Below are 18535 nucleotides of genomic sequence, written 5' to 3'. Positions count from 1 at the left end.
TCCGCCTCTGCCAGACTGGCCCCATGCAGACGCTCGCCACCGTCCACCTGGTCCGCCACGGAGAAGTCCACAACCCCGATCGTGTCCTCTACGGCCGCCTGCCGGAGTTCGGGCTCTCGGAGCTCGGCCACGAGATGGCCCGGGGCGTGGCCGCGTGGTTCGAGGAGCGTGCCGCGCAGACCGGCCGGGCGCCCGCCGTCGTCGCCGCCTCCCCGCTGACCCGCGCGCAGCAGACCGCCGCGCCCATCGCGGCCGCGTTCGACCTGCCGCTGGTCACCGAGCCGGACCTGATCGAGGCGGAGAACGCCTTCGAGGGCATGTCCCAGGTGGCGGCGTCGCTGAAGCGGAACCCGCGGCTGTGGCCCCGGCTGCGCAATCCCCTGCGCCCGTCCTGGGGCGAGCCGTACCGCGCGCAGGCCGCCCGGATGCTGGCCGTCGTCGACCGGCTCCGCGGCGAGGCCGTGGCCGCCGAGGGGCCCGGCGCCGAGTCCGTGCTCGTCTCGCACCAGCTGCCGATCTGGGTGACGCGCCTGGCCGTCGAGGGCCGTCCGCTGTGGCACGACCCGCGCCGGCGTGAGTGCTCGCTGACCTCCGTGACCTCGCTCGTGTACGAGGAAGGGCGCAGGGTGCCGCGCGTCGAGTACCACGAACCGAACCAGGCCCTGCTCAAGGACGCCTCCTCCCTGCCGGGCGCCTGAGGCCCCGACGGCGGCCGGCGTCGACGACGCCGGCCGCGGCCTCCCACGGGGTGGGGGTGTGACGTCCAGGGTTCAGTCAGAATGCGGGGCGGACAGTAGACTCCCCAGGTCCCCGGAATCCAGCGCCGCGCATCCCCTGGAGGGCAGTCACGCCATGCACACCCCGCCCCGTCCGTCCCGCCGCACCCTGCTGACCGGCCTCGCCCTCGCCAGCCTGGCGCCGGCGCTCGCGGCCTGCTCGGGCGGTGACGACTCGCTCGCGCGGCAGGCGGGCAACGCGGACGGCAAGAACTACATCGCCGGCGACGGCTCCGTCCTGGAGATCGCCCCCGCCGAGCGCGGCGCCCCCGTGGAGTTCGCCGCCGAGCTCTTCGACGGCACCCCCGTGACCGGCGCGAGCCTGCGCGGCACCCCCGCCCTGCTGAACTTCTGGTACGCCGCCTGCGCGCCGTGCCGCGTCGAGGCCCCCCACCTCGTCTCCCTGCACGAGCAGTTCGCCCCGCAGGGGGTGCGGTTCCTCGGCGTGAACGTCCGGGACACCGTCACCACCGCGCAGGCCTTCGAGCGCACCTTCGAGATCCCCTACCCGTCCATCGAGGACGCCCGCGGGGACGTGCTCCTGAACATGACCGACTACGTGCCCCCGCAGGCCGTGCCCTCCACCCTCGTCCTGGACGTCGAGGGCCGCGTGGCCGCGCGGGTGCTCGGCGCCGTGGAGGAGTCCACCCTGCGCGCGCTGCTGACCACCGTGGTGGACGAGGCCGCGGCCTGAGTGGCCGCCGTGTCCATGCAGAACAATCCCTTCGCCGATATCGCGCTGGACGGCTCACTGCTGCTCGCGGCCCCGATCGCCCTGCTCGCCGGGCTCATCTCCTTCCTCTCGCCGTGCGTCCTGCCGCTCGTGCCCGGCTGGCTCGGCTACGTCACCGGCCTGGGCGGTGACGTCCTCACCACCCGGCGCCGCGGCCGCCTCGTGCTCGGCGCCGTGCTGTTCGTGCTCGGCTTCGCCGTGGTGTTCGTGGCGATCAGCGTGGTCTTCACGCAGGCCATGGTGTGGCTGCAGCGCGACGGCCAGTGGGTCACCCGCGTGCTCGGCGTGCTCGTGGCGCTCATGGGTCTGGTGTTCATGGGCGGTGGCGGACGTCTCCAGCAGGAGCGCCGCCTCCACCTCAAGCCCGCCGCCGGCCTGGCCGGGGCGCCGCTGCTCGGCATGACCTTCGGCCTCGGGTGGGCCCCGTGCATCGGCCCGACCATGGCGGCCGTGCTCGCCATGTCCACTGCGGGCTCCGGCTCGCTCGGGCGCGGGGCGCTCCTGGCGTTCCTGTACTGCCTGGGCCTCGGCGTGCCGTTCGTGCTCATCGCCGTCGGCATGGAGCGCGGCATGCGGGCGGTCGGGTTCTTCACGCGGCACCGCGTGCTGATCATGCGGCTCGGCGGCGCCCTGCTGGTGCTGCTCGGCCTGCTCATGGTCACCGGCGTGTGGACGCACTGGACCACGCAGCTGCAGTTCTGGTTCGCCAACGAATGGAGGATGCCCCTGTGAGCTCGAAGGCCGACCGCGCCCGCTCGGAGGACGTCGCCCTCCCTCAGCTGGGCCTCACCGGCACCCTGCGCTGGATCTGGACCCAGCTGACCAGCATGAGCACCGCGCTCATGCTGCTGCTCCTGCTCGCCGTCGCCGCCGTGCCCGGCTCCCTCGTGCCCCAGCGCCGTGCCGGCCCCGAGATCGTGGACCAGTGGATCGAGGACCACCCCTTCTGGGGCCCCGTCCTGGACGCCCTGCAGTTCTTCGACGTCTACAACTCCGTCTGGTTCTCGGCCATCTACCTGCTGCTGTTCGTCTCCCTCGTGGGCTGCGTGTGGCCGCGCGCCATCCAGCACGCCAAGGCCCTGCGCCAGCCCCCGGCCCGCACCCCCCGCAACCTGACGCGCCTGCCGGCCTCCGGCGTCGTCGTCCTCGAGGAGGGCGGCCCGAGCCCCGAGGAGGCCGTGGCCAGAGCCCAGGCGTGGCTGCGCAAGCGCCGCTACCGCGTGGAGCACCGCCCCGAGGCCGGCGGCGCGTCCGTGGGCGCCGAGCGCGGATACCTGCGCGAGATCGGCAACATCCTGTTCCACGTCTCGCTGATCGGCGTGCTCGTGTTCATGGCCTACGGCGGCATGACCAAGTACGGCGGGCAGAAGATCATCGTGGAGGGCGAGGGCTTCGCCAACAACCTCGTGGCCTACGACTCCTTCACCCCCGGCACCTACTTCAGCGCGGACGACCTCCAGCCGTTCTCCCTCACCCTCGACTCCTTCGACGCCGTGTTCGACCGCGAGTCCGAGACCCACTACGGCCAGCCGCTGGACTACACCGCCGTCATGGACGTCCGCGAGGGCTCCGGCGGCGAGCTCCAGCGCCAGATCCTCAAGGTCAACCAGCCGCTGGACATCGACGGCGTGCGCGTCTACCTCGTGGGCAACGGCTACGCGCCCGTGGTGACCGTCCGCGACGGCGCCGGGGACGTGGCCTTCCAGGGCCCCGTGGTCACCCGCGTGTTCGACCAGAACTACGGCTCGCAGGCCACCATCAAGGTCCCCGACGCGCGGCCGGACCAGCTGGGCTTCGTCGGCTTCTTCCTGCCCTCGGCGGTGGAGGACGAGGAAGGCGCCGCGTTCTCCGCGGACCCCGAGCTGCTCAACCCGGAGCTGCAGCTGAACTCGTACTACGGGGACCTCGGCCTGGACACCGGCCGCCCGCAGAACGTGTACGTGCTGGACACCGCATCCCTCACCGAGCTCAACAGCCGCACCAACGAGAACGGCGGCATCGTGCTCAGCCCGGGCCAGACGTACGAGCTGCCCGAGGGCAAGGGCTCCATCAGCTTCGACGGCGTCCGCCGCTACGTCGGCCTGGACATCCACTACGACCCGGGCAAGTGGGGCGTCGGCGTGTTCGCCGGCACCGCCCTGCTCGGCCTGGCGATCAGCCTGTTCGTCCGCCGCCGCCGCGTGTGGGTGCGTGCCCGCACCGACGACGACGGCCGCACCCGCGTGGAGTACGCGCTGCTCGCCCGCGGCGAGGAGTTCGGTCTCCACGAGGAGCACGTGGCCCTGCGCGCCGCCATGGAGAAGTGGTGGCCCATCGTCGCCGCCACCGAGACGACCGACGACGCCGCGGCCGGTGCCGCCCCCCAGTCCACCCCGGAGACTGACAGTGTTCAACCCCACGGCCCCCGTGAACGAGCAGCTGGCGCTGTACAGCGACCTCTTCATGCTCATCGCCGCGCTCGTGTACGCGGCGGCGTTCATCCTGTTCACCATCGACATGGCCACCGCCTCGGCCACCATCCGCCGCCTCGAGGCCGACCTCGCGGCCCAGCGCGGGCAGGTGCGCACCGCTCCGGCCCGCGAGACCGTGGGGGCCGCCGTCGGCGGGTCCACGGCGGTCGGCGCGAGCGACTCCGACACGGCCCGGCCGGCCGCCGCCGAGCCCGGCGTCGACGCGGACGACGACCTCGTGGACGAGGACATGGACTACACGGGCGGCGGCCGCCGCCCGGTCGCCAACGTGGCCGTGGCCGTGCTGGCCGTCGGCTGGGCGCTGCACGCGTTCGCCGTCGTCGCCCGCGGCCTCGCCGCCTCCCGGGTGCCGTGGGGCAACCTGTACGAGTTCATGACCACGGGCGCGCTCGTGATCACGACCGTCTACCTGCTGTTCCTCTTGCGCAAGGATCTGCGCTTCGTGGGCACGTTCGTCACCGGCATCGTCGTGGCGATGATGTGCGCGGCCACCATGGGCTTCCCGACGCCGGTGGGCCACCTCCAGCCGCCGCTGCAGACGCCGTGGCTCGTCATCCACGTGTCCATCGCCGTGCTGGCCAGCTCGCTGTTCGCGCTGACCGCCGCGATGTCCGTGCTGCAGCTGCTGCAGGACCGCGCGGAGAAGCGCGCTGCGGCGGGCGAGCGCTCGTGGGCGTTCCTGCGCCTCGTGCCGGCCGCGCAGGGGCTGGAGAACTGGTCCTACCGCCTCAACGCCGTCGGCTTCGTCATGTGGACCTTCACGCTGATCGCCGGTGCGATCTGGGCCGAGGCCGCGTGGGGCCGCTACTGGAACTGGGACACCAAGGAGGTCTGGACCTTCGTGATCTGGGTGGTGTACGCGGCGTACCTGCACGCCCGCGCCACCCGCGGCTGGACCGGTGCCCGCGCCGCGTGGCTGAGCATCGTGGGCTTCCTGTGCATCGTGTTCAACTACACGATCGTCAACACGTACTTCCCGGGCCTGCACTCGTACGCGGGTCTGCCCGGCTGAGTCCGGCGGGGCCCCTCAGGCGCGCGGGCCGTCGCCGTCCGGGTCGGCGTCGTCGTCGCCCTGCTCCCGACGACGGCGCAGCTCCTCCTCGCGGGCGCGCAGCTCGGCCTCGCGGCGGTCCAGGTCCTGCTCGCGGGCGTCCTGGCGGCGCTGCATGCGCAGGCTGCGCAGGAACGCCTCGTCGTCGTCCGGGGCCCCGGTGGGCCGGGGCGCAGGGCGGCCGCCCGCACCGGCCGGGCGGGCACGCCCGAGCAGCAGCCACAGCAGCGGCCCCACGAGCGGCACGAGCACGATGACCGCCACCCACGCCGGCTTCGGCAGGCTGCGCACCTCGCGGGCGGGGGTCAGCAGCGCCTCGAACAGCGCGTAGAGAGTCAGTCCGGCGAGGATGATCGCGGCGGGGATGATGAAGCGGCCCATCCCTCCAGTCTAGGCGCGGGCTGTGGGATCGGCGGGCGGGCGGGGCGCCCGTCCTCGTAGGATGGACCGGTGCGCATCTTCTTCTACGGTCTGGTCCGCGTGGTCGTCTTCGTCGCCCTGTGGGCGCTGTTCTACTACGTGATGGACCTCGGGATGATCTTCGGGGTGATCGCCGCCACGATCCTGACGTTCGCGGTCAGCTACCTCTTCCTCGGCCGCCTGCGCACGGGGGCCACCGAGGACCTGTCCGCCGCGTGGGAGGGCCGCCCGGGCCGCCGGGGCCGCACCGAGACCGCCGACGCGGACGCCGAGGACGCCTACACCGAGGGCCGGTTCCGCGAGTGAGCCCCGCGGGGCGACGGGGCGCATGACGCCGCCGACGCCGCCGTCATCCCGTGCGGCTCAGAGCAGCGCGCCGAGGGTGAACGTGATCGCGTAGACGATCCCGATCACGCCGGTCGCGCGCAGCACCGGAATCAGCGCCCGGCGGTCGTCGGCGCGCAGCACCGTGCGGATCGGCCGGATCGCGAGCAAGCCGCCGATCGGCACGAGCAGCAGCCCCGGGTGCACCGCCACCCAGAACAGCGGCAGCAGCAGGGCGACGGCCAGCATGACGCCGTAGGACGCCCGCGCGGGTCCGTCGCCCAGGCGGGCGGCCAGCGTCATCTTCCCGACCTCGCGGTCCGTGGGGATGTCCCGGATGTTGTTGGCCATGAGCAGGGCCGTGGAGATCAGCCCGCAGCCGATCGCGCCGGCCCAGGCCAGGCCGCTGACGGCGCCGGCCTGGGTGTACGTGGTGCCGAGGACGGCCACCAGCCCGAAGAACACGAACACGAACACCTCACCGAGGCCGAGGTACCCGTACGGCCGCTTCCCGCCGGTGTAGAACCACGCGGCCAGCACGCAGGCGACGCCGACCAGCAGGAACCACCAGTGCCCCGAGAGCAGGATGAGCCCCAGGCCGGCCAGCCCGGCGAGACCGAAGGACGCGAAGGCCGCCTGCTTCACCTGGGCCGCGGGCACGAGCCCGGAGACGGTGAGCCGGAAGGGGCCGACGCGCTCGTCGTCGGTGCCGCGGATGCCGTCCGAGTAGTCGTTGGCGTAGTTCACGCCGATCTGCAGCGCGAGCGACACCACGAGGGCCAGCAGCGCCGCGCCGAGGTGGAAGGAGCCGAGCTCCGCAGCGGCGGCTGAACCGACGATCACGGGGGCGATCGCCATGGGCAGCGTGCGCGGGCGCGCGGCGGCGACCCACTGGGAGAGCGTGGCGGCCATGGGCGGTGGTTCCTCCTGGGGAGCGGGATGGGCAGCGGCGCGCGGCGGGCCGGGTCGACGGCGGCGCGCGGCCGGGGCCCGACGTCGGCCGGGCCCGGGTCATTCTCCCACGCGGGCGGGGCGGCGCTCAGCCGGCGGTGAACCGGGCGGCCAGGGCCTGCCGGTCGGTCTTGCCGGTGGAGAGCAGGGGCAGGGCGTCGAGGACGAGCCACGTCTTGGGCACCGCGGCCGCACCCAGCGCCGCGCGCACGTGGGCGCGCAGGACGGCCTCGTCGGGGGCCGCGGCCTCGTGGGCGGGCACGACGGCGGCGCACAGCCGGGCGCCCCACTCGGGATCCGGCACGCCGGCCACGTGGGCCGCCGCGACGCCCGGGTGCGCCTCGAGCACCGCGGTCACCGCCGCCGCGGACACCTTCACCCCGCCCGTGATGACGACGTCGTCCAGGCGGCCGGTCACGGCCAGCCGCACGCCGCCGTCGTCGGTGGGGGAGAGCACGCCCGTGTCCTCGGTCAGGAAGGCGCGGGCGCCGTCCGCGGCGGTGACGAAGTGGGCGGCGGTGCGGGCGGGGTCGTCGAGGTAGCCGGCCGCCACCATGGGCCCGGCCAGGCGCACGCGCGGCGGGGCGTCGGGGTCGTCCGGGGCCACCGCGGCGGTGACGCCGGGCAGCGGCACGCCGTCGTAGACGCAGCCGCCGCACGTCTCGGCCATGCCGTAGGTGGCGGTGAGGCGCACCCTCGCCGCCTCGGCCGCGGCCCGCAGCGCGGGATCGAGCCGGGCGCCGCCCACGAGCACGCGGTCGAAGGAGCGCAGGGCCGCCCGCCCGGCCGGGTCGGCGTCGGCCGCGAGGAGGCGGGCGAGCTGGGTGGGGACGAGCGAGACGAGCCGGGGGCCGGCGTCGTCGGGCAGGGCGGCCGCCCCGGTGGCGAACGCCGCGGGCGTGAACGGGCCCGGGGGCAGGGCCACGGGTGCGGTCCCGGCCGCGATCGAGCGGGAGAGCACGGCGAGCCCGGCCACGTAGTGCACGCCGAGGGCCAGCAGCCACGCCCCCTCGCCGCCGAGCCGCCGGGCCGTGGCCGCGGCCGAGGCGCGCAGGGCCGCGCCGGTCAGGACGATCTGCTTCGGCGTGCCCGTGGACCCGGAGGTGCGCACCACGGCGACGGCGTCCGGGTCGCCGCAGCGGCGCGGGTCGCGGGCCTCGGGTCGGGGGAGCGCGGCGCCGTCGGCGGTCAGCTCGACGGGGGCGCCGCCGTCGAAGGCCGCGGCGAGGGCGTCCGTGGCGCGGGCGAGGGCGTCGGCGGTGGCGGGCATGGCCCCGAGTGTAGGAGGCCCGACGGTCGGACGGACCCGCCCGGCGGACCGGATCCGCCCGGCCGGTCAGAGCATGAACGGCACGGTGGCGATCTTGACCACCATGATCAGGGCGAACAGCTGGGCGTACCCCTCGGTCACGCGGGCGTCGGTGGAGCGGGAGAGCGCGTAGTCCAGGATCGCCGGCTGGCCCGTGATGCCCGCCAGCGCCCCGAAGGTGCGATCCACGGACTGCCCCAGCAGCCGTGCCGCGGCGATGAGCAGGGCCGCGGTCAGCGCGGTGAGCACGGCGGACATCAGGATGGCCAGCCCGCCGACCCGGGTGAACACCGTCTCGATGAACGCCGGGCCGGCGGCCAGGCCCACCACGCCCAGGAAGAGCATGAGGCCGAACTGCCGCAGCGTCAGTGCGATCTCCGTGGACGGCTCCCACACCGTGGGTCCCGTTCGGCCGATCGCACCGAGGGCGAGACCGACGAGGATGCACCCGGCCGCCGGGCCGAGGGAGAAGGAGGCCCCGCCCGGAAGCGGGATCGTCACCATGCCCAGCAGGTAGCCCAGCGCCATGCCCGTGCCCAGGGAGATCCAGTCCAGGTCCGAGAGCCCGCGCGTCGAGTTGCCGAAGAAGTCGCGCACCGCCTCCATCCGCGGCGCGGTGGTCACGATGAGCACCCGGTCGCCGACCTTGAGCTCGGTCTGCGGGGTGGCCAACGACTCGACGTCGTCCCGCCGCAGCCGGGCGACGTCGGTGCCGAAGCGCTCGCGCAGGGACAGCGTGCCCAGGCGGCGATCGGCCAGGGCGCGGGCCGTGACGATGACCATGGAGGTCTGCAGCGGGTTCATCACCCGCGCCGGGTCGGCGTCGGTGCGGCGGCCGAAGGCCTGCACGGCCGCGTCGATGTTCTTCTCCGTGCCGTCCAGGACGACCTCGTCCCCGGGTTCGATCCGGTCGGCGGAACCGGCGATCCGGGCCACGCCGCCGCGGCGCAGCGCCACCACGCGCACCAGCCCCTCGGAGATCCCGGGGATCTCCCGCACGGCGAGGGCGGAGGTGGCGGCCGCGGCGGTGAAGCGCAGCTTGCCGTCGGTCACCGGCGCCGGATCGCGCGGGGAACTGCTCCACGGGCGGGCGGCGAGCACGGTGATCGCGATGATGGTGCCGACCACGCCCACCAGGTAGGACAGCCCGTAGCCCACGGCCGGGGCCTGCCCGCCGGTGAGCTGGTTCGCCAGCGCCATCGCCGGCGTCGCGGTGAGCGAACCCGTCCACACGCCGATCGCCGTCGGCAGGTCCAGGTTGAGCAGCGCGGCCAGGGGGTGCACCGTGAAGGCGGTGAGGATCACCACGACGACGGCGGCCAGCATCAGGGGCAGGTTGCGGCGCAGGTCCCGGAAGAACACCTTGCCGGCGCCGAGCCCGATCAGGTAGGCGAACAGGGCCAGGCCGAAGCTCTGGAACAGGGCCAGCCGGTCGCCGACGTCGGGCAGCACCGCCCCGACGAGCAGGCCCACGAACAGTGCTCCCGAGGCGCCGAGGCGGATCTTGCCCAGGGGGATGGTGCCGACGGCGGCGCCCAGGGCGACGGTGGCCATGAGGACGAGGATGGGCTGGTCGTTGAGCAGTGCGAGCATGGGCGGGTCTCCGTCCTGCCTGGTGGTCGGTCAGAAGTGGTACGGGAAGGCGGACCAGTCCGGGTCGCGCTTCTGCAGGAACGCGTCCCGGCCCTCCACGGCCTCGTCCGTCATGTAGGCCATGCGCGTGGCCTCGCCGGCGAAGACCTGCTGGCCGGCCATGCCGTCGTCGGGGAGGTTGAACGCGAACTTGAGCATGCGCAGGGCCTGGGGGGACTGACGGTTGATGTCCGCGGCGTACTCGAGGGCGACCTCCTCGAGGCGCTCGTGGTCCACGGCCTCGTTCACCGCGCCCATGGCCACCATCTCCTCGGCCGAGTACTCGCGCGCCGTGAAGAAGATCTCGCGGGCGCGCTTCTGGCCCACCTGCCGAGCGAGCAGGGCCGAGCCGTAGCCGGCGTCGAAGGAGCCCACGGTGGCGTCCGTCTGCTTGAACTTCCCGTGCTCGCGGGAGGCCAGGGTGAGGTCCGCGACCACGTGGAGTGAGTGGCCGCCGCCGGCCGCCCAGCCGTTCACGACGGCGATGATCGCCTTGGGGGAGGTGCGCATCAGGCGCTGGACCTCGAGGATGTGGAGGCGTCCGGCGCGGGCCGGGTCGATGGTCTCGGCCGTCTCCCCCTCGGCGTAGCGGTAGCCGTCGCGGCCTCGGATGCGCTGGTCCCCGCCGGAGCAGAACGCGTGGCCGCCGTCCTTGGGGGAGGGGCCGTTGCCGGTGAGCAGCACCGTGCCCACGTCCGGGGTCATGCGGGCGTGGTCGAGGGCGCGGTAGAGCTCGTCCACGGTACCGGGGCGGAACGCGTTGCGGACCTCGGGGCGGTCGAAGGCGATGCGCACCGTCGGCAGGTCGCGCACCCAGCGGCCGTCGGCGTCGCGCTCCACCTGGCGGTGGTAGGTCAGGTCCTCGAAGTCGAAGCCCTCGACCACGCGCCAGCGCACGGGGTCGAAGAGGTCGGAGACCTGCTCGGGGAGGCGGTCACGGTCCAGGCGGTGCTGCTCGCTCATGCCCAGAACAGTACCGGCGGCCCGCCACCCCGCGCCTTCGTTCGGGAAACGGGAGCCCCCAGCGGCGCTCTCGTTCGAGGAACGGGAGCTCAGCCGCGCAGCATCCTCGGCACCGGAACGGCCCTTCTCAGGGACTGAAGAGCGCTGAGAAGGGTCATATCGGTGCCACGGCGCCTCTCGGCCCCCTCACCCCCAGCCCGCCGGCCCCGCCGACCCGGCCGGGTACTCGTCCAGCGGCACCTCCTCGGCCTCCCACGCGGCGAGCACCGGCGCCAGGATCCGCCAGCACTCCTCGGCGGCGTCGCCGCGCACGCTCAGCAGCGTCTGCCCGGTGAGGATGCCGCGCAGCACCTCCCCGTAGGCGTCCACCTGCTCCTCGCCCAGGTCGGCGGCGAGGGTGCGCCGCTCGGCGTCGAACGGGGTGTCGGCCCCGTCCACGGCGAGCTCGATCCGCACCTCGCGCGGGTCCAGGCCCACCACGATCCGGTCCCGGCCCTCCGCGGGCGAGAGGCCCTCCGGCACGTCCTCGGGCGCCCGCAGGGTCAGCGCCACCTCCCACCGCTTCCGGCCCAGCGCCTTGCCGGAGCGCAGCCGGAACGGCACGCCGCGCCACCGCTCGGTGTCCACGGCGAGGGTGACCTCGGCCAGTGTCTCGGTCCGCAGCCCGGGGTCCACGCCCTCCTCCTCCGCGTAGGCGGGGATCCGCTCGCCGTCCACCTCGCCGGCGGTGTAGCGGGCGCGGCGGGAGGCGGCCACGGGGTCGTCCTGCCACACCCGGGTGGCGCGCAGGACCTCGACGACGGCGTCGTGCAGTTCCTGCGGACGCAGCCGCTCCGGCGGCTCGAGCGCCGCCATGGCCAGCACCTGCAGCAGGTGCGACTGGACCATGTCCTTTAGCGCGCCGGTGCCGTCGTAGAACTCGGCGCGCCCCTCGAGCGCGATCGTCTCGTCCACCACCACGTCGACCCGCTCCACGTCACGCCCGCCCCACACGCGCCCCAGCAGCCGGTTCGCGGTGCGCAGCCCGAGCAGCGCGGTGACCATGGACTCGCCCAGGAAGTGGTCCACGCGGAACACGCGGTCCTCCTCGACGACGTCGGCCAGCACCGCGTTGAGCTCGCGGGCGCTCTCCTCGTCCTCGCCGAACGGCTTCTCCAGGGCCAGGCGCAGCCCGTCCGGCAGGTCTTCCAAGCCGGCGAGCGCGCCCACGGCCTCCCGCGTGATGCCGGGGCCGAGGGCGAAGTACAGCACGGGCGCGGCGTCCGGGCCGGCGGCCTCGCGGGCCGTCTCGAACAGGGCGCGCAGGTCGTCGGCGTCCGTGGCGTCGGCGGTGTGCCACGCGGCGCGCGCGACGAGGTCCTCGACCTCGTCCTCGTCCAGGGCGGCGCGCGCGAGGCCCTCGCGCACGATCGAGCGCCACTCGTCCGTGCTGTGCTCGCTGTGGGAGGAGCCCACGAGCGTCACCCGCGGCAGGTCGTGGGCGGCCAGCGCACCGGCCAGGCCGGGCAGCAGCAGGCGCGAGGTGAGGTCACCGGTGGCGCCCAGGATGATCAGGGCGACATCGTCGCGGTCGGCGGGGGAGGTCATGGGTGTCCTTCGGCGTCGGCGGCGGGCGGTCCCGGCCAGTCTCCCGTCGGCCCGCCGATCCAGTCCATGCGTGCCCGTCCATGCGTGCCCGTCCATGCCCGCCGGGCCGGGCGCGGCCTCAGCCCTGGCCCGCCGCGCGTCGCGGATGATGGACTGGAGGGCATGACCACGACGACCCCCCGCCGCCCGCCGCTCATCGAGGACCACGCGTACCTGTCCAACCAGCACTCGGGGGCGCTCGTCACCCGCGAGGGGGACGTGACGTGGCTGTGCCTGCCCCGGTTCGACGCCCCGTCCGTATTCACCTCCCTGCTGGGCGAGCCGGAGCACGGGCAGTGGAGCCTGCGGATCGCCGACGGCGAGGTCGTGGAGCGCGCCTACCTGCCCGGCACGCTCGTGCTGCGCACGCGCTGGCGCGGCCCCGAGGGGGAGGCGGAGGTCCTCGAGTTCATGCCGCTGACCAGCCATCGCGGCTCCGGCGTGGCGGTGGACGACGACGGCGGCGCGCTCGCCTCGACGGGCGAGGGCGAACAGGCCCGGGCGGACCTGGTGCGGCTCGTGCGCTGCACCGCCGGCCGCGTGAGCGTGGAGCAGCGGCTCCACGTCCGGCTGGACTACGGCGAGGTGACCCCGTGGGTGTCCCGGCAGACCGACCCGGCGGGGGAGTCCTTCCTCGCGGTGGTCGCCGGCGGCGACGCCCTGGCCGTGCACGGGCCGGACCTGAGCCCGGACGGGCTGAGCCACCGCGGCAGCACCCCGCTGGAGGAGGGCGGGTCCGCCGCATGGACGCTCGCCTGGTACCCCTCGTGGTTCATGGCGCCGGCCGCCCCGAACGCGGAGCGGGCCCTCGAGGCCACCGTGGCCGGCTGGGTGGAGTGGCTGGGCGAGCTGGAGGCCACCGGCCCGCGCGCCGACCGGGTGGCCCGCTCCCTGCTGGTGCTCAAGGGCCTGACCCACCGGGACACGGGCGGCATCGTGGCCGCCCCCACCGCGAGCCTGCCGGAGGACATCGGGGGCGTGCGCAACTGGGACTACCGCTACGTGTGGCTGCGGGACACCGCCCTCACCCTCGAGGCGCTCATGGCCCACAACCACACGGAGGACGCCAAGGCCTGGCGGGACTGGCTGCTGCGCGCGATCGCCGGCGACCCGCAGGACGTGCAGATCATGTACACGCTCTCCGGCGGGCGCCGCATGCCCGAGCGGGACCTCGAGCACCTGCCCGGCTACGAGGGCTCGCGCCCCGTGCACGTGGGCAACGGGGCCGCGGACCAGTGGCAGGCGGACGTGATCGGCACGGTGATGCTCGCCCTCGGGAAGCTGCGGGACGCGGGCGTGGGGGAGGACCCGTGGTCCTGGACGCTGCAGAAGCGGCTCGTGGAGCGCCTGCTGGCGCACCGGGACACGAAGGAGCACGGCCTGTGGGAGATGCGGGGCGAGCCCGCGTTCTTCACGCACGGCCGCGTGATGATGTGGGCCGCCCTGGACCAGGCCCTGCACGCCGCCCGGGACCACGGGCTGCCGGCCCGCGACGACGAGCTCGAGGCCTGGGAGCGGGCGCGGGAGGAGCTGCGGGAGGAGATCCTCACCGAGGGCGTGGACGAGGACGGCGCCTTCCGGCAGACCTACGGCTCCACGGAGACGGACGCCTCCCTGCTGCAGATCCCCCACACCGGCTTCGTGCCCCACGACGATCCGCACATGCTCGCCACGGTGGCCCGCGTGGAGGAGGACCTCGTCACCCAGACCGGCCTGGTGATGCGGTACCGCGCCACCGGCATGGACGGGCTGCCGGGCGAGGAGGCGCCGTTCATCATGTGCGCCTTCTGGCTCGTGGAGCAGTACGCCCGATCCGGCCGCGTCGAGGACGCGGAGCGCCTCATGGCCCGCCTGGACGACTGTGCCAACGACCTGCTGCTCATGGCCGAGGAGTACGACGACGAGCTGGACCGGATGGCGGGCAACTTCCCGCAGGCGTTCTCCCACCTGGGCCTGATCCGCGCCGTGGACGCCCTGGAGGACGCCCGCGGCGCGGCCGAGGCTTGACCGTCCGCCCCGTCAGTCCAGCCGCTCGACGGCCCCCAGCGCCGCGAGCAGGAACGCGTACTCCCACGCGGTGTCCTCCCAGCCCTGGTACCGGCCGGAGGCGCCCCCGTGCCCACCGTCCATCTCGGTGCGCAGCAGCACGGGCGCGCCGCCGTCGGCCAGCGGCCTCGCCTGGTCCGAGGTGACGGTGCGGCGCAGCTGCGCCACCCACTTGGCGGGCTCCACGTAGAGCACGCGGGTGTCGTGCAGGCTGGTGACCGCGGCGATCGCCGGGTAGTCCACCGCCCGCACGTTCTCGTACGGGGTGTAGGCGCGCATGGCCTCGTACACGGCCGCGTCCTCGATCGGGTTGCCCCACTCCTCCCACTCGAGCGCGGACAGCGGCAGCTCCGGGTCGAGGATGGTGGTGAGCGCATCCACGAACGGCACCACCGCCAGGCACGCCCGGTACAGCTCCGGCGCGAGGTTCAGTACCGCGCCCATGAGCAGGCCGCCGGCCGAGCCGCCCATGCAGGCCACACGCGCCGGGTCCGCCCAGCCGAGGTCCACGAGGTGCCGGGTGGCGTCCACGAAGTCCGTGAAGGAGTGCCGCTTGGCCAGCTTCTTGCCGTCCTCGTACCAGCGCCGGCCCAGTTCGCCGCCGCCGCGCACGTGCGCGACCGCGAACACCACGCCCCGGTCCAGCAGGGACAGCCGGGCCACACCCAGCACGGGGTCCATGGACATCTCGTAGGAGCCGTAGCCGTACACCACGCACGGGGCCGTCCCGTCCGGCTTCACGTCGCGGCGCCGGATCACGGTGACGGGGATCCGCACGTCCTCCCCGGTCACCGACGACGGCTCGGACGCCGGCGCCCACACGCGCTCGGCCACGTAGTCGGCCGGGTCGTAGCCGGGCACCTCCGTCTCGCGGCGCAGGTGCACCTCGCCCGTCGCCGCCGAGACGTCCAGCACGCGCGCGGGCGTGATCCAGGACGTGTAGGCCAGCCGCAGGAACGGGGACTCGGCCGCCGTCGCGGACAGATGGCACGCGTAGAGCTCCTCGTCGAACGCGGGCTCGCGCCAGTGCGCGGCCTGCCCGGCCAGCACGGCGTCCAGCTCGGTGACGACGACGCGCGGGGTCGTCTCCCGGCGCACGGCCAGGGCGGCGTGGGTCAGGGTGACCATGACACCGTCGACCTTCACGTCCTCGCGGTGCGGCACGACGGTGCGCCAGGCGCCGCGGTCGGCGACGTCCGCCTCGGCGACCACCGAGAGCATCCCGTTGGGCGCGGCGACGGGGGCGCCGTCGTCGTCCAGGGCGCGGTCGTGGACCACGAGCAGCCGGCGGACGCCGTCGGCGTCGGTGACGGGCTCGACGTCGGCGAGCATCCGCCACGCGCGGGGGATCAGCACGCGCGGGGCCGGCAGGGGCGCGGCGGGGTCCTCCGGCAGGTCGACCACGAGGGTCTCGGAGACCTCCGAGTTGCCGACGCCGATCAGCAGCTGGGTGCGGTCGGCGACGCCCTCGAAGCCGGTCCACATGCCCGGGTCGGCCTCCTCGTGCAGGAGCACGTCCTCGGCCGGGTCGGTGCCGAGCACGTGGGCCTTGACCTGGTACGGCCGCCACGAGTCGTCCCACACGGTGTAGAACACGCGGGTGCCCGAGCGGTCGAAGCGGACACCGTGGGCCACGTTCTCGACGGCGTCCGGCAGGTCCTCGCCCGTGGCGATCTCGCGCACGCGCAGGGTGAACCGCTCGTCGCCGGTGTGGTCCACGGCGTAGGCCACCCGTGTGGCGTCCGGGCTGATGTGCAGGCCGCCGAGCGCGAAGAACGGGTGGCCCTCGGCCTCGGCGTTGCCGTCCAGGATCACCTGCTCGCCCGGCAGGGCCGCCTCCGGGGTGATGACGGGCGGGGTCCAGTCGGCCTCGAGGTCGCCGGTGTCGCGTGCGGGCACGCGGCAGTGGATCGGGTACTCGGCGCCCTCGCGGGTGCGCACGAAGTACCACCACCCGTCCCGGCGGGCGGGCACGGAGCGGTCCGTCTCCACCGTGCGGGCCTTGATCTCACCGACGATCGCCTCGCGCAGCGGCGCCTGGTCCGCGGTCACGGCCTCGGTGTACGCGTTCTCGGCGGCCAGGTGCTCGAGCACGCGGGGCTCCGCCTTGCCGCGCAGCCACTCGAAGTCGTCCTGGAACGTGTGGCCGTGGTGGCGGCGGGTCACGGGCTCGGCGGAGGCGGACGGCGGGACGGGGGCGTGCGACGTGGTCTGGGGCATGCGGCCCATCCCATCACGCCGCGCGGGGCGGGGCCGACACCCCGCGCCGCACACGACGACGGCGGCGCACCGGTCCGGTGCGCCGCTGTCGGGGGTGGCGGGTCAGTTCAGGCCGAGCGCCGCCCGGACCACGCCGAGCCCGAAGTACGCGACGAACGCGAGCGCCACGAACCACAGCAGCGGGTGCACCTCGCGGCCGCGGCCCTGGCCCGTGCGGATCACCGCGTAGGCCACCACGCCGGCGCCGATGCCGTTGACGATCGAGTAGGTGAACGGCATGAGGATGAACGTGAGGAACGCGGGGAAGGCCGCGCCCGGGTCGGACCAGTCGATCTGCACCACGTGCTGGCACATCATGAACCCGACCACCACGAGCGCGGGGGCCACGGCCTCGAACGGCACGAGGTGGATGAGCGGGGAGAGGAACACGGCCGCGAGGAAGAACAGGCCGGTGAACACGGAGGCCAGGCCGGTCCGGGCACCCTCGCCGATGCCGGTGCCGGACTCCACGAAGATCTGGTGCGCCGAGCCGGAGGCGCCGCCGCCCACGGCGACCGCGAGCGCGTCCGCGGCGAGCACCCGGTTCAGGTCGGGGATGGAGCCGTCCGGGTTCACGGTGCCGGCCTCGCGGGCCAGGCCCACGGAGACGCCCATCGCGTCGAAGAACACGGAGAGCAGGATCGCGAACACGAGCAGGGAGGCCATCAGCCCGCCCACGGAGGTGAAGGCGCCGAACAGGTCCACGCTGCCGAGCAGGTGCAGGTCCGGGGCGGTCCACTCGGGCAGGGAGGGGGCGATCAGGGACCAGCCGGTGGGCACGGCGTTCCCGTCGGCGTCCACGGAGGGGCCGATGTGGAACACGGCCTCCAGTACGTTGGCGAGGATCGTCGCCGCGACGATGCCGATCAGGATCGCGCCGCGCACCTTGCGGATCACGAGGACCGCGGTCAGCAGCAGCCCGACGACGAAGACCAGCACGGGCCAGCCCTCGAGCTCGCCGCCCGTGCCCAGGCCCACCGGGACCGTCGTGTCGGCGGCGTCCGGCAGCCGCCGCACGAACCCGGCGTTGACGAGGCCGATCAGTGCGATGAACAGGCCGATGCCCACCACGATGCCGGACTTCAGCGCCTCCGGGACCGCGTCGAACACAGCGCGGCGGAAGCCGGTCACCACGAGCAGCAGCATCACGAGACCGGCGAGGGTGACGAGGCCCATCAGCTGGGGCCAGGTGAGCCCCGGCGTCGTGGCGATGGTGATGGAGACGAACGCGGAGACGCCCAGGCCCGCGGCCACCGCGAACGGGTGCCGCGCCCACACGCCCATGACGATGGTCATGACGCCCGCCACGAGCGCGGTCACGGCGGCCACGGCGGGGATGCCCAGGGTGTTCCCGGCCGAGTCCGGCCCGGACAGGATCAGCGGGTTCAGCACCACGATGTAGCTCATCGCCAGGAACGTGGCGAGGCCGCCGCGGAACTCCTGGCCCACCGACGAGCCGCGCTCGGTGATGCGGAAGTACCGGTCCAGGGCGCCGCGGGGAGCGGCGGTGGACGGGGCGGGCGAGGGCGGTGGAGAGGCGGTGCGGGAGGCCATGGCACCAGCGTAGTGACCCGGTCCCACGACGATCGCGCGCGTGCCGTCCCGCTACGCTCGCGGGCATGCGTCCCCGCTCCGCCTCCGCCGCCCGCACCCGGGAGGCGCTGCGCGACGCCGTGCAGATCTACGCCCCCTCCACCGTCTACGCCGTCGGCCTGGGCGCCATGACGCCCGCGCTCGCGGTGGCGGCGCTGGCCCTCGGCCTGGACGCGGCGCGGGCGGCCGCCGTCGTGCTGCTGGTGGGGCTCGGCTCGCTCGTGGCCAACGGGCCGGCCTCGGCGCTCGCGGCCCGGGCGGGGGAGCGGGTCACCATGGTCGTCTCCGCCGTGCTCGGCACGGCCGGCGCAGGCCTGGCCTGGGCGACGACGGCCGGGGTGTCCTCGGGGTCGTCGGCGGCGGGGGTGGCCGAGCCGGGGC

Annotated in this window: 14 protein-coding genes and 2 pseudogenes; 8 read left to right on the top strand and 8 right to left on the bottom strand. The window is 74.4% G+C overall.

Annotated features, from left to right (window positions below):
• The first annotated feature begins 23 nt into the window (after positions 1-23).
• The 5 genes and pseudogenes from J1M41_RS06970 to ccsB all read left to right on the top strand — a co-directional run bounded on the left by J1M41_RS06970 (position 24) and on the right by ccsB (position 4992).
• Positions 24-698: a histidine phosphatase family protein gene (locus J1M41_RS06970; protein ID WP_036317266.1), complete on the top strand. Its 675-nt coding sequence runs from the start codon at positions 24-26 to the stop codon at positions 696-698.
• Positions 699-852: 154 nt separating this feature from the next.
• Positions 853-1470, top strand: coding sequence for a TlpA disulfide reductase family protein (locus tag J1M41_RS06965; protein ID WP_036317264.1), 618 nt, complete (start codon positions 853-855; stop codon positions 1468-1470).
• 15 nt (positions 1471-1485) lie between these two features.
• Positions 1486-2241 carry a cytochrome c biogenesis CcdA family protein gene (locus J1M41_RS06960; protein ID WP_041104065.1) on the top strand — a complete coding sequence of 252 codons (756 nt, stop codon included), beginning with the start codon at positions 1486-1488 and terminating at the stop codon, positions 2239-2241.
• Positions 2238-3881: pseudogene (locus tag J1M41_RS06955) on the top strand (cytochrome c biogenesis protein ResB); the annotation flags it as partial. The gene J1M41_RS06960 and the pseudogene J1M41_RS06955, both read left to right, overlap by 4 nt.
• Positions 3882-3894: 13 nt before the next feature.
• Positions 3895-4992, top strand: a complete 1098-nt coding sequence (gene ccsB, locus J1M41_RS06950; RefSeq protein ID WP_206451424.1) for a c-type cytochrome biogenesis protein CcsB — start codon at positions 3895-3897, stop codon at positions 4990-4992.
• 15 nt (positions 4993-5007) lie between these two features.
• On the opposite strand, the gene J1M41_RS06945 is transcribed toward ccsB, so the two are convergent.
• Positions 5008-5412 carry a PLDc N-terminal domain-containing protein gene (locus J1M41_RS06945; protein WP_069941754.1) on the bottom strand — a complete coding sequence of 135 codons (405 nt, stop codon included), beginning with the start codon at positions 5410-5412 and terminating at the stop codon, positions 5008-5010.
• Positions 5413-5481: 69 nt separating this feature from the next.
• On the opposite strand from J1M41_RS06945, the gene J1M41_RS06940 reads away from it, so the two are divergent.
• Positions 5482-5757, top strand: a complete 276-nt coding sequence (locus J1M41_RS06940; RefSeq protein WP_010080315.1) for a DUF4229 domain-containing protein — start codon at positions 5482-5484, stop codon at positions 5755-5757.
• Positions 5758-5814: 57 nt separating this feature from the next.
• Here the strand turns inward: J1M41_RS06940 and J1M41_RS06935 are convergent, their stop codons facing one another.
• The 5 genes from J1M41_RS06935 to J1M41_RS06915 all read right to left on the bottom strand — a co-directional run bounded on the left by J1M41_RS06935 (position 5815) and on the right by J1M41_RS06915 (position 12217).
• The gene (locus J1M41_RS06935) at positions 5815-6687 is read right to left on the bottom strand and encodes a 1,4-dihydroxy-2-naphthoate polyprenyltransferase (protein ID WP_206451423.1); all 873 of its coding nucleotides are present in this window, start codon (positions 6685-6687) and stop codon (positions 5815-5817) included.
• 127 nt (positions 6688-6814) lie between these two features.
• Positions 6815-7996 (bottom strand): AMP-binding protein, encoded by a 1182-nt coding sequence (locus J1M41_RS06930; protein WP_206451422.1) that lies wholly within the window; start codon positions 7994-7996, stop codon positions 6815-6817.
• A 66-nt stretch (positions 7997-8062) separates the two neighbouring features.
• Positions 8063-9628 (bottom strand): aspartate:alanine exchanger family transporter, encoded by a 1566-nt coding sequence (locus J1M41_RS06925; RefSeq protein ID WP_206451421.1) that lies wholly within the window; start codon positions 9626-9628, stop codon positions 8063-8065.
• A 30-nt stretch (positions 9629-9658) separates the two neighbouring features.
• Positions 9659-10630, bottom strand: coding sequence for a 1,4-dihydroxy-2-naphthoyl-CoA synthase (locus tag J1M41_RS06920; RefSeq protein WP_158184919.1), 972 nt, complete (start codon positions 10628-10630; stop codon positions 9659-9661).
• Positions 10631-10816: 186 nt separating this feature from the next.
• A complete protein-coding gene (locus J1M41_RS06915) occupies positions 10817-12217 on the bottom strand; it encodes a glucose-6-phosphate dehydrogenase (protein ID WP_206451420.1) in 1401 nt (466 codons plus the stop codon).
• 162 nt (positions 12218-12379) lie between these two features.
• On the opposite strand from J1M41_RS06915, the gene J1M41_RS06910 reads away from it, so the two are divergent.
• Positions 12380-14263, top strand: coding sequence for a glycoside hydrolase family 15 protein (locus J1M41_RS06910; protein ID WP_010080321.1), 1884 nt, complete (start codon positions 12380-12382; stop codon positions 14261-14263).
• Between the two features lie 12 nt (positions 14264-14275).
• Here the strand turns inward: J1M41_RS06910 and J1M41_RS06905 are convergent, their stop codons facing one another.
• Both J1M41_RS06905 and J1M41_RS06900 read right to left on the bottom strand, forming a co-directional pair.
• Positions 14276-16522, bottom strand: a complete 2247-nt coding sequence (locus J1M41_RS06905) for a S9 family peptidase (RefSeq protein WP_206451419.1) — start codon at positions 16520-16522, stop codon at positions 14276-14278.
• Between the two features lie 102 nt (positions 16523-16624).
• Complete coding sequence (locus J1M41_RS06900) at positions 16625-18115, bottom strand: NCS2 family permease (RefSeq protein WP_073116745.1); 1491 nt, start codon at positions 18113-18115, stop codon at positions 16625-16627.
• A 65-nt stretch (positions 18116-18180) separates the two neighbouring features.
• Between J1M41_RS06900 and J1M41_RS06895 the strand changes: the two are divergent.
• Positions 18181-18535: pseudogene (locus J1M41_RS06895) on the top strand (MFS transporter); the annotation flags it as partial.

The organism is Micrococcus sp. KRD096 (genome assembly GCF_017168495.1).
Lineage (GTDB): Bacteria > Actinomycetota > Actinomycetes > Actinomycetales > Micrococcaceae > Micrococcus > Micrococcus luteus.
This window is presented reverse-complemented; position numbering and strand designations above follow the sequence as displayed.

Bases quoted from the DNA above. Each gene is read 5' to 3' on its own strand.
- J1M41_RS06970 (WP_036317266.1), top strand. From the start codon at position 24: ATGCAGACGCTCGCCACCGTCCACCTGGTCCGCCACGGAGAAGTCCAC.
- J1M41_RS06965 (WP_036317264.1), top strand. From the start codon at position 853: ATGCACACCCCGCCCCGTCCGTCCCGCCGCACCCTGCTGACCGGCCTC.
- J1M41_RS06960 (WP_041104065.1), top strand. From the start codon at position 1,486: ATGCAGAACAATCCCTTCGCCGATATCGCGCTGGACGGCTCACTGCTG.
- J1M41_RS06945 (WP_069941754.1), bottom strand. From the start codon at position 5,412: ATGGGCCGCTTCATCATCCCCGCCGCGATCATCCTCGCCGGACTGACT.
- J1M41_RS06935 (WP_206451423.1), bottom strand. From the start codon at position 6,687: ATGGCCGCCACGCTCTCCCAGTGGGTCGCCGCCGCGCGCCCGCGCACG.
- J1M41_RS06930 (WP_206451422.1), bottom strand. From the start codon at position 7,996: ATGCCCGCCACCGCCGACGCCCTCGCCCGCGCCACGGACGCCCTCGCC.
- J1M41_RS06925 (WP_206451421.1), bottom strand. From the start codon at position 9,628: ATGCTCGCACTGCTCAACGACCAGCCCATCCTCGTCCTCATGGCCACC.
- J1M41_RS06920 (WP_158184919.1), bottom strand. From the start codon at position 10,630: ATGAGCGAGCAGCACCGCCTGGACCGTGACCGCCTCCCCGAGCAGGTC.
- J1M41_RS06915 (WP_206451420.1), bottom strand. From the start codon at position 12,217: ATGACCTCCCCCGCCGACCGCGACGATGTCGCCCTGATCATCCTGGGC.
- J1M41_RS06910 (WP_010080321.1), top strand. From the start codon at position 12,380: ATGACCACGACGACCCCCCGCCGCCCGCCGCTCATCGAGGACCACGCG.
- J1M41_RS06905 (WP_206451419.1), bottom strand. From the start codon at position 16,522: ATGCCCCAGACCACGTCGCACGCCCCCGTCCCGCCGTCCGCCTCCGCC.
- J1M41_RS06900 (WP_073116745.1), bottom strand. From the start codon at position 18,115: ATGGCCTCCCGCACCGCCTCTCCACCGCCCTCGCCCGCCCCGTCCACC.